The following is a 7,124-nucleotide window of genomic DNA, read 5'->3' as shown; positions in this document are numbered from 1 at the left end:
CAGAATCTGCCGTCAACCGTTAATTTCACTTTTCTTTCAATAACTTGCAGACAGGCTAAAAAGCACTCGATTCCTTCTATATAGAAGAGGGAATCAGCTCCCTTCTATATAGAAGGGAGCTCAGAGCACGCCATCGGCTTTCAGCGCAGCCACCACCCCAGCGCCCAGACCCAGCACCCGCTGCAAAACTTCCAGCGTGTGCTCGCCCAGCAATGGCGGTGCACGACGATATTCGACCGGGGTTTGTGAGAGGCGAATCGGACTGGCGACCTGCGGCACCATACCCGCCAACGCGTGGGGCAGTTCGATCGCCAACCCGCGAGCTTTTACCTGCGGATCCTCAAACACCTGCGACAGATCATTGATCGGCCCGCACGGCACGCCCGCCTGCTCCAACTGCGCGACCCATTCGGCGGTGGTCTTGAACACCGTCGCCTGGCGAATCAGCGGAATCAGCACCGCGCGGTTTGCCACCCGCAGCTTGTTCGTGGCAAACCGCGGATCATCTGCCCACTGCGGCTGGCCGGCCACCTCGGCAAACTTGCGGAACTGCCCGTCATTACCCACGGTGAGGATGAAATCGCCGTCGGCCGTAGGAAAATCCTGATAAGGCACGATGTTCGGATGAGCATTACCCAGACGCTTGGGGGCGTTGCCCGTAGTCAGGTAGTTCATCGCCTGGTTGGCCAGGCACGCGACCTGCACATCCAGCAACGCCATGTCGATGTGCTGGCCGCCACCGTCGTGATCACGATGTGCCAGAGCCGCGAGGATCGCCACTGTCGCATACAGGCCGGTCAGGATATCCGTCAGCGCCACCCCCACCTTCACCGGCCCGGCCCCCTCATCACCCTCGGGACGCCCAGTCAGGCTCATCAGCCCACCCAACCCCTGGATCATGAAGTCATAGCCGGCGCGCTTGGCATACGGCCCGGTCTGGCCGAATCCGGTGATCGAGCAGTAGATCAGGTCCGGATTGATCGCCTTCAGCGACTCGTAGTCCAGCCCATAAGCCGCCAAGCCACCGACCTTGAAGTTCTCGATGAGGATGTCCGACTTCGCCGCCAGCTCCCGCACAAGCTGCTGCCCTTCGGGACGCGTGAAGTCGATGGTCACTGACTGCTTGTTGCGGTTGGCCGACAAATAGTAAGCCGCCTCGCTGGTGTTCTCCCCATAAGCGTCTTTAAGGAAAGGAGGACCCCAGGCGCGAGTATCGTCGCCATTGCCCGGGCGCTCGACCTTGATCACCTCGGCGCCAAGGTCGGCGAGGATCTGGCCGGCCCACGGCCCGGCCAGAACTCGCGATAAATCCAGTACCCGCAGATGCGACAGCGCGCCCATGGTCGCTCTCCTGTTAATAGAACGCCTGCAGACCGGTTTGTGCGCGACCCAGGATCAGCGCATGGACGTCATGTGTACCTTCATAGGTATTCACCACTTCCAGGTTGACCAGGTGACGGGCCACGCCGAACTCATCAGAGATACCGTTGCCGCCCAACATGTCACGGGCCATACGGGCGATGTCCAGCGACTTGCCACAGGAGTTGCGCTTCATGATCGAAGTGATCTCGACCGCCGCAGTGCCTTCGTCCTTCATGCGACCCAGGCGCAGGCAGCCTTGCAGGGCCAGCGTGATCTCGGTCTGCATGTCGGCCAGCTTCTTCTGGATCAGCTGAGTGGCAGCCAATGGGCGACCGAACTGGTGACGATCGAGGGTGTACTGGCGAGCGGTGTGCCAGCAGAACTCGGCGGCGCCCAATGCGCCCCAGGAGATGCCGTAGCGAGCGGAGTTGAGACAGGTGAACGGGCCTTTCAGGCCACGCACGTCGGGGAAGATGTTCTCTTCCGGCACGAATACGTTGTCCATGACGATTTCACCCGTGATCGACGCCCGCAGACCGACCTTGCCGTGAATCGCCGGAGCGCTCAGGCCCTTCCAGCCCTTCTCCAGTACGAAGCCACGGATGTCGCCGGCGTCGTCCTTGGCCCAGACCACGAACACATCGGCGATCGGGCTATTGGTGATCCACATCTTGGCACCGGTCAAGCTGTAGCCGCCGTCGACTTTGCGCGCACGAGTGATCATCGCGCCCGGATCGGAACCGTGGTTCGGCTCGGTCAGACCGAAGCAGCCGATCCACTCGCCGGACGCCAGTTTTGGCAGGTATTTCTGTTTCTGCGCTTCAGTGCCAAATTCATTGATCGGCACCATCACCAACGAGGACTGCACGCTCATCATCGAACGGTAGCCGGAATCGACACGCTCCACTTCGCGGGCGATCAGACCGTAGCTGACGTAGTTCAGGCCGCTGCCGCCGTATTGCTCAGGGATGGTCGCACCCAGCAGGCCGACTTCGCCCATTTCACGGAAGATCGCCGGATCGGTTTTCTCATGACGGAAAGCTTCGAGGACACGGGGCGCCAGGCTCTGTTGAGCGAACTGGGCGGCGGTGTCGCGGATCATGCGCTCCTCTTCGGTGAGCTGTTGATCCAGCAGCAGGGGATCGATCCAGTTGAAGCTAGCTTTACCGCCCATGAGTGTGTCCTCGCAAATCGGTGAATTAACGTGGCATTGATCCTAGGCCCGGTTCGTCATCGCGGCAAACGAGGATTTCGCATCCTGTTGTGCTAATTTCTCACTCCGAAACGTCGCTGAATGCCTTTTATGCGGCGCATTAGTGAGATTGACGTACATGCGCAGAAAGATCCCCAGCACCACCGCCCTGATCAGCTTTGAGGCTGCCGCTCGCCACGAGAGTTTTACCAAGGCCGCCGAAGAGCTTTCCCTCACGCAGGGCGCGATTTGCCGACAGATCGCCAGCCTTGAGGACTTCCTCAGTGTGGAACTGTTCCGACGCTCGCGACGCGGGGTGAAGCTGACGGAAGCCGGCCTTTCCTACAGCCGTCGGATTGCCACGCAACTGGACGCCGTCGAGCGCGACACACTTTCGGTCATGGGCCAGCAGGGCGCCAATGTGATCGAGCTGGCAGTGGTGCCAACCTTCGGCACGCAATGGCTGCTGCCAAGGCTCAAGGATTTTCAGCTCAAGCACCCCGAGGTCACGGTCAATCTGACCAACCGCACCCGCCCGTTCCTGTTTGCCGACACCGATTTCGACGCGGCGATCTACTTTGGCGACGCCGATTGGTCGGGTACCGAATCCCACAGGTTGATGGGCGAAAATCCGATGCCGGTGTGCAGTCCCGCCCTACTCGGCAATAGAACACATCTGACACCCGAAGAAATCGCCGAGCTACCGCTACTGCAACAGACCACTCGCCCCTACGCCTGGCGCCAATGGTTCAACTCACAGCACCTGAACATCCCCCGCGACATGACAGGTCCACGCTACGAGCTATTCTCCATGCTGGCCCAGGCGGCCATGCACGACATGGGGATTGCGCTGATTCCGCCGTTCCTGATTCAGCGCGAACTGGCCGAGAAACGTCTGGTGATCGCCAACCCGAATGCGCTCTCCAGCATCAAGGCGTATTACCTGATGATTCCTGAGCGCAAGGTCGAATCGGCATCGCTTAAGGCATTTCGCGATTGGCTGGTCCATCAGGCAAACAGCTACAACCTAGAAGGATAAAGGCCCCCAGCAATTACTAACCCCGTAGTCAGGAAAATCAAAGCCCTACAGATATAAGTATTTGTCGCAAAATCGCAGACTGTATCCGAAAGTCGTACAGACGTCCCACAAGCGCCTGCGGACGTGGCTTTGAGCCTCCATCCGCGACTCATTACGGCCTATTCACGTCGCCGATGAGAAATTTTTTCAAATTCAGCCAGAATCCTTACAAGGCACGGCCCGCAAGGGATTCAACTGGCCATCTGCGACATTCGGTCACGGGATGACTTGTAGTTAATTTTCCGTCACCCGTCATAATCCCTTGAAGGGCATAAAGTTCGCCTGCAAAATGCCGCGCCCCGCCCTAATTTGGCGGGATCGTGCTGATCGGCCGCCCCAGTCGCACCATCCGCAGTGCCTGGGTTTACTCAATAAGATCACGCAGGAGATTTGACGTGCACATTGGTGTTCCTCTCGAAACCCAGACCGGTGAAACACGGGTTGCTGCAACCCCGGAAACCATTAAAAAGCTGATCAGCCAAGGTCATAAGGTCACTGTGCAAACCGGCGCCGGCGTTAAAGCCAGTGTTGTCGACAGTGCCTATGAAGCAGCGGGCGCAACCATTGGCAGTGCCAACGATGCGTTCGGTGCCGAGCTGATTCTCAAAGTGGTCGCTCCCAGCGACGCCGAACTGGCGCTGATCAAGCGCGGCACGGTGCTGGCGGGGATGCTCAATCCGTTCAATAACGAAACCATCGCCAAAATGGCCGAGTGCGGGATTACCGCGTTCGCCCTCGAAGCGGCGCCGCGCACCTCCCGCGCACAGAGCCTGGACGTGCTGTCGTCGCAGGCGAACATTGCTGGCTACAAGGCAGTGTTGCTCGCCGCTCACTACTATCCGCGCTTCATGCCAATGTTGATGACCGCTGCGGGCACCGTGAAAGCGGCGCGCGTGCTGATTCTTGGCGCAGGCGTGGCCGGGTTGCAGGCGATTGCCACGGCGAAACGTCTGGGAGCGGTGATCGAAGCGTCTGACGTGCGTCCGGCCGTTAAGGAACAAATCGAATCCCTCGGCGCCAAGTTCGTCGATGTGCCGTACGAGACCGATGAAGAGCGCGAATGCGCGGTCGGTGTCGGCGGTTACGCGCGGCCAATGCCGGCGAGCTGGATGCAGCGTCAGGCCCAGGCCGTGCACGAACGCGCGAAGCAGGCCGACATCGTGATCACCACCGCGCTGATCCCCGGCCGCAAGGCTCCAACGTTATTGAGCGCGGACACCGTGGCGCAGATGAAGCCAGGCTCGGTGGTCATCGACCTCGCAGCAGCCCAAGGTGGCAACTGCCCGCTGACCGTGGCCGATCAGGTCGTCGTCGAGAACGGCGTGACCATCGTCGGCCCGACCAACCTGGCCGGTGAAGTCGCCGCAGACGCCTCGGCACTGTACGCACGCAACCTGCTGGACTTCCTCAAGCTGGTGTTCACCAAAGAAGGCCAGTTCGACGTCAACCTCGAAGACGATATCGTCGCCGCGTGCCTGATGTGCCGCGACGGCCAAGTCATCCGCAAAAACGCCTAAGCAGGGATTCAGACGATGGAAGAGCTTATCTCCCCCGGTATCTACAACCTGATCATCTTCGTGCTGGCGATTTATGTCGGTTATCACGTGGTCTGGAACGTTACGCCTGCGCTGCACACGCCGCTGATGGCAGTGACCAACGCCATCTCGGCAATCGTGATCGTCGGTGCCATGCTGGCTGCTGCCCTCACCGTCACCCCGCTGGGCAAGACCATGGGCACCCTCGCCGTGGCACTGGCGGCGGTCAACGTGTTCGGTGGCTTCCTGGTCACCCGCCGCATGCTTGAGATGTTCAAAAAGAAAGCCCCGAAAGCAAAAGAAGAGGCGCCGAAGTAATGAGCATGAATCTCGTCACGACGCTCTACCTGATCGCGTCGATCTGCTTCATCCAGGCCCTCAAAGGCCTGTCGCACCCGACCACATCGCGGCGCGGCAACCTGTTCGGCATGCTCGGCATGGCGCTGGCCATCCTCACCACCATTGGCCTCATCTATAAGCTGGGTGCTGAGCTCGCCACGGCCGGCATCGGTTACGTGATCGTCGGCCTGCTGATCGGCGGCACCGCCGGTTCGATCATGGCCAAGCGCGTTGAAATGACCAAGATGCCGGAACTGGTCGCCTTCATGCACAGCATGATCGGTCTGGCAGCGGTATTCATCGCGATTGCCGCGGTGGTCGAGCCGCAATCGCTGGGTATCGTCAAGCAACTGGGCGACTCGATCCCGGCGGGTAACCGTCTGGAGCTGTTCCTCGGCGCGGCGATTGGTGCAATCACCTTCTCCGGTTCGGTGATTGCCTTCGGCAAGCTGTCGGGCAAGTACAAGTTCCGCCTGTTCCAGGGTGCGCCGGTACAGTTCGCCGGTCAGCACAAGCTGAACGCCGTACTAGGCCTGGCGACATTGGTGCTCGGTGTGACCTTCATGCTCACCGGCAACCTCGCAGCGTTCGCGCTGATGCTGGCTCTGGCGTTCGTGATGGGCGTGCTGATCATCATCCCGATTGGTGGCGCCGACATGCCGGTCGTGGTGTCGATGCTCAACAGCTATTCGGGCTGGGCAGCGGCAGGTATCGGCTTCTCGCTGAACAACTCGATGCTGATCATTGCCGGTTCTTTGGTGGGTTCGAGCGGCGCGATCCTCTCGTACATCATGTGCAAGGCGATGAACCGTTCCTTCTTTAATGTGCTGCTCGGCGGTTTCGGCAACACGGCCGACGCTGGCCCGGCCGGTGCGAAAGAAGCCCGTCCGGTGAAATCCGGTTCGGCCGACGACGCGACCTTCCTGCTGACCAACGCCGACACCGTGATCATCGTTCCGGGTTACGGCCTGGCGGTGGCCCGTGCGCAGCACGCGCTGAAAGAACTGACCGAGAAGCTGACCCATCGCGGTGTGACCGTGAAGTACGCGATTCACCCGGTGGCCGGTCGCATGCCCGGGCACATGAACGTACTGCTCGCCGAGGCCGAAGTGCCTTACGACCAGGTGTTCGAGATGGAAGACATCAACTCCGAGTTCGGCCAGGCCGACGTGGTGCTGGTGCTCGGCGCCAACGACGTAGTCAACCCGGCTGCCAAGAACGATCCGAAATCGCCGATTGCCGGCATGCCGATTCTCGAAGCGTTCAAGGCCAAGACCATCATCGTCAACAAGCGCTCGATGGCCAGCGGCTATGCCGGCCTGGATAACGAACTGTTCTACCTGGACAAGACCATGATGGTGTTCGGCGACGCGAAAAAAGTCATCGAAGACATGGTCAAAGCGGTCGAATAATCCACCCCTGCTGCTGCGAACGCCCCGACTTGTCGGGGCGTTTTCGTTTGCGCAAAGCGTCGGACAATTTGCCGCGTTGTTGCAGATCCGGTAACGGTGTTTTACTTGAAATCCGCTAAATAGACGCCTCGTTTGCGACCTTGGTAGCGGGACAGGCGCCCGCGAAATTCAATAGACTGCGCATCCTGCTACTCGCTTCCCGAGAA

6 protein-coding genes are annotated in these 7,124 nt (G+C 60.0%); 4 read left to right on the top strand and 2 right to left on the bottom strand.

Annotated features, from left to right (window positions below):
• Window positions 1-120 precede the first annotated feature (120 nt).
• Window positions 121-1,341, bottom strand: a complete 1,221-nt coding sequence (locus NN484_RS07450; protein ID WP_215500397.1) for a CaiB/BaiF CoA transferase family protein — start codon at window positions 1,339-1,341, stop codon at window positions 121-123.
• A 13-nt stretch (window positions 1,342-1,354) separates the two neighbouring features.
• Window positions 1,355-2,536 carry an acyl-CoA dehydrogenase gene (locus tag NN484_RS07445; protein ID WP_123470295.1) on the bottom strand — a complete coding sequence of 394 codons (1,182 nt, stop codon included), beginning with the start codon at window positions 2,534-2,536 and terminating at the stop codon, window positions 1,355-1,357.
• Window positions 2,537-2,693: 157 nt separating this feature from the next.
• Here NN484_RS07445 and NN484_RS07440 point away from each other — a divergent pair, with 157 nt between their 5' ends.
• The 4 genes from NN484_RS07440 to NN484_RS07425 all read left to right on the top strand — a co-directional run bounded on the left by NN484_RS07440 (window position 2,694) and on the right by NN484_RS07425 (window position 6,918).
• Window positions 2,694-3,593, top strand: a complete 900-nt coding sequence (locus NN484_RS07440; RefSeq protein WP_274658800.1) for a LysR family transcriptional regulator — start codon at window positions 2,694-2,696, stop codon at window positions 3,591-3,593.
• Window positions 3,594-4,027: 434 nt separating this feature from the next.
• Window positions 4,028-5,149, top strand: a complete 1,122-nt coding sequence (locus NN484_RS07435; RefSeq protein ID WP_274658799.1) for a Re/Si-specific NAD(P)(+) transhydrogenase subunit alpha — start codon at window positions 4,028-4,030, stop codon at window positions 5,147-5,149.
• A gap of 15 nt (window positions 5,150-5,164) precedes the next feature.
• Window positions 5,165-5,485, top strand: coding sequence for an NAD(P) transhydrogenase subunit alpha part 2 (locus tag NN484_RS07430; RefSeq protein ID WP_003220416.1), 321 nt, complete (start codon window positions 5,165-5,167; stop codon window positions 5,483-5,485).
• Complete coding sequence (locus NN484_RS07425) at window positions 5,485-6,918, top strand: NAD(P)(+) transhydrogenase (Re/Si-specific) subunit beta (RefSeq protein WP_007962843.1); 1,434 nt, start codon at window positions 5,485-5,487, stop codon at window positions 6,916-6,918. Before NN484_RS07430 ends, NN484_RS07425 begins: the two co-directional genes overlap by 1 nt.
• Window positions 6,919-7,124: the final 206 nt, after the last annotated feature.

Origin of the sequence: Pseudomonas serboccidentalis (assembly GCF_028830055.1) — a bacterium.
Lineage (GTDB): Bacteria > Pseudomonadota > Gammaproteobacteria > Pseudomonadales > Pseudomonadaceae > Aquipseudomonas > Aquipseudomonas serboccidentalis.
The sequence above is the reverse complement of the archived record's forward strand: the minus strand, read 5'-3'. Positions and strand labels throughout refer to the sequence as shown.

Excerpts from the sequence above, each read along its gene's own strand:
- NN484_RS07450 (WP_215500397.1), bottom strand. The coding sequence starts at position 1,341 with ATGGGCGCGCTGTCGCATCTGCGGGTACTGGATTTATCGCGAGTTCTG.
- NN484_RS07445 (WP_123470295.1), bottom strand. The coding sequence starts at position 2,536 with ATGGGCGGTAAAGCTAGCTTCAACTGGATCGATCCCCTGCTGCTGGAT.
- NN484_RS07440 (WP_274658800.1), top strand. The coding sequence starts at position 2,694 with ATGCGCAGAAAGATCCCCAGCACCACCGCCCTGATCAGCTTTGAGGCT.
- NN484_RS07430 (WP_003220416.1), top strand. The coding sequence starts at position 5,165 with ATGGAAGAGCTTATCTCCCCCGGTATCTACAACCTGATCATCTTCGTG.
- NN484_RS07425 (WP_007962843.1), top strand. The coding sequence starts at position 5,485 with ATGAGCATGAATCTCGTCACGACGCTCTACCTGATCGCGTCGATCTGC.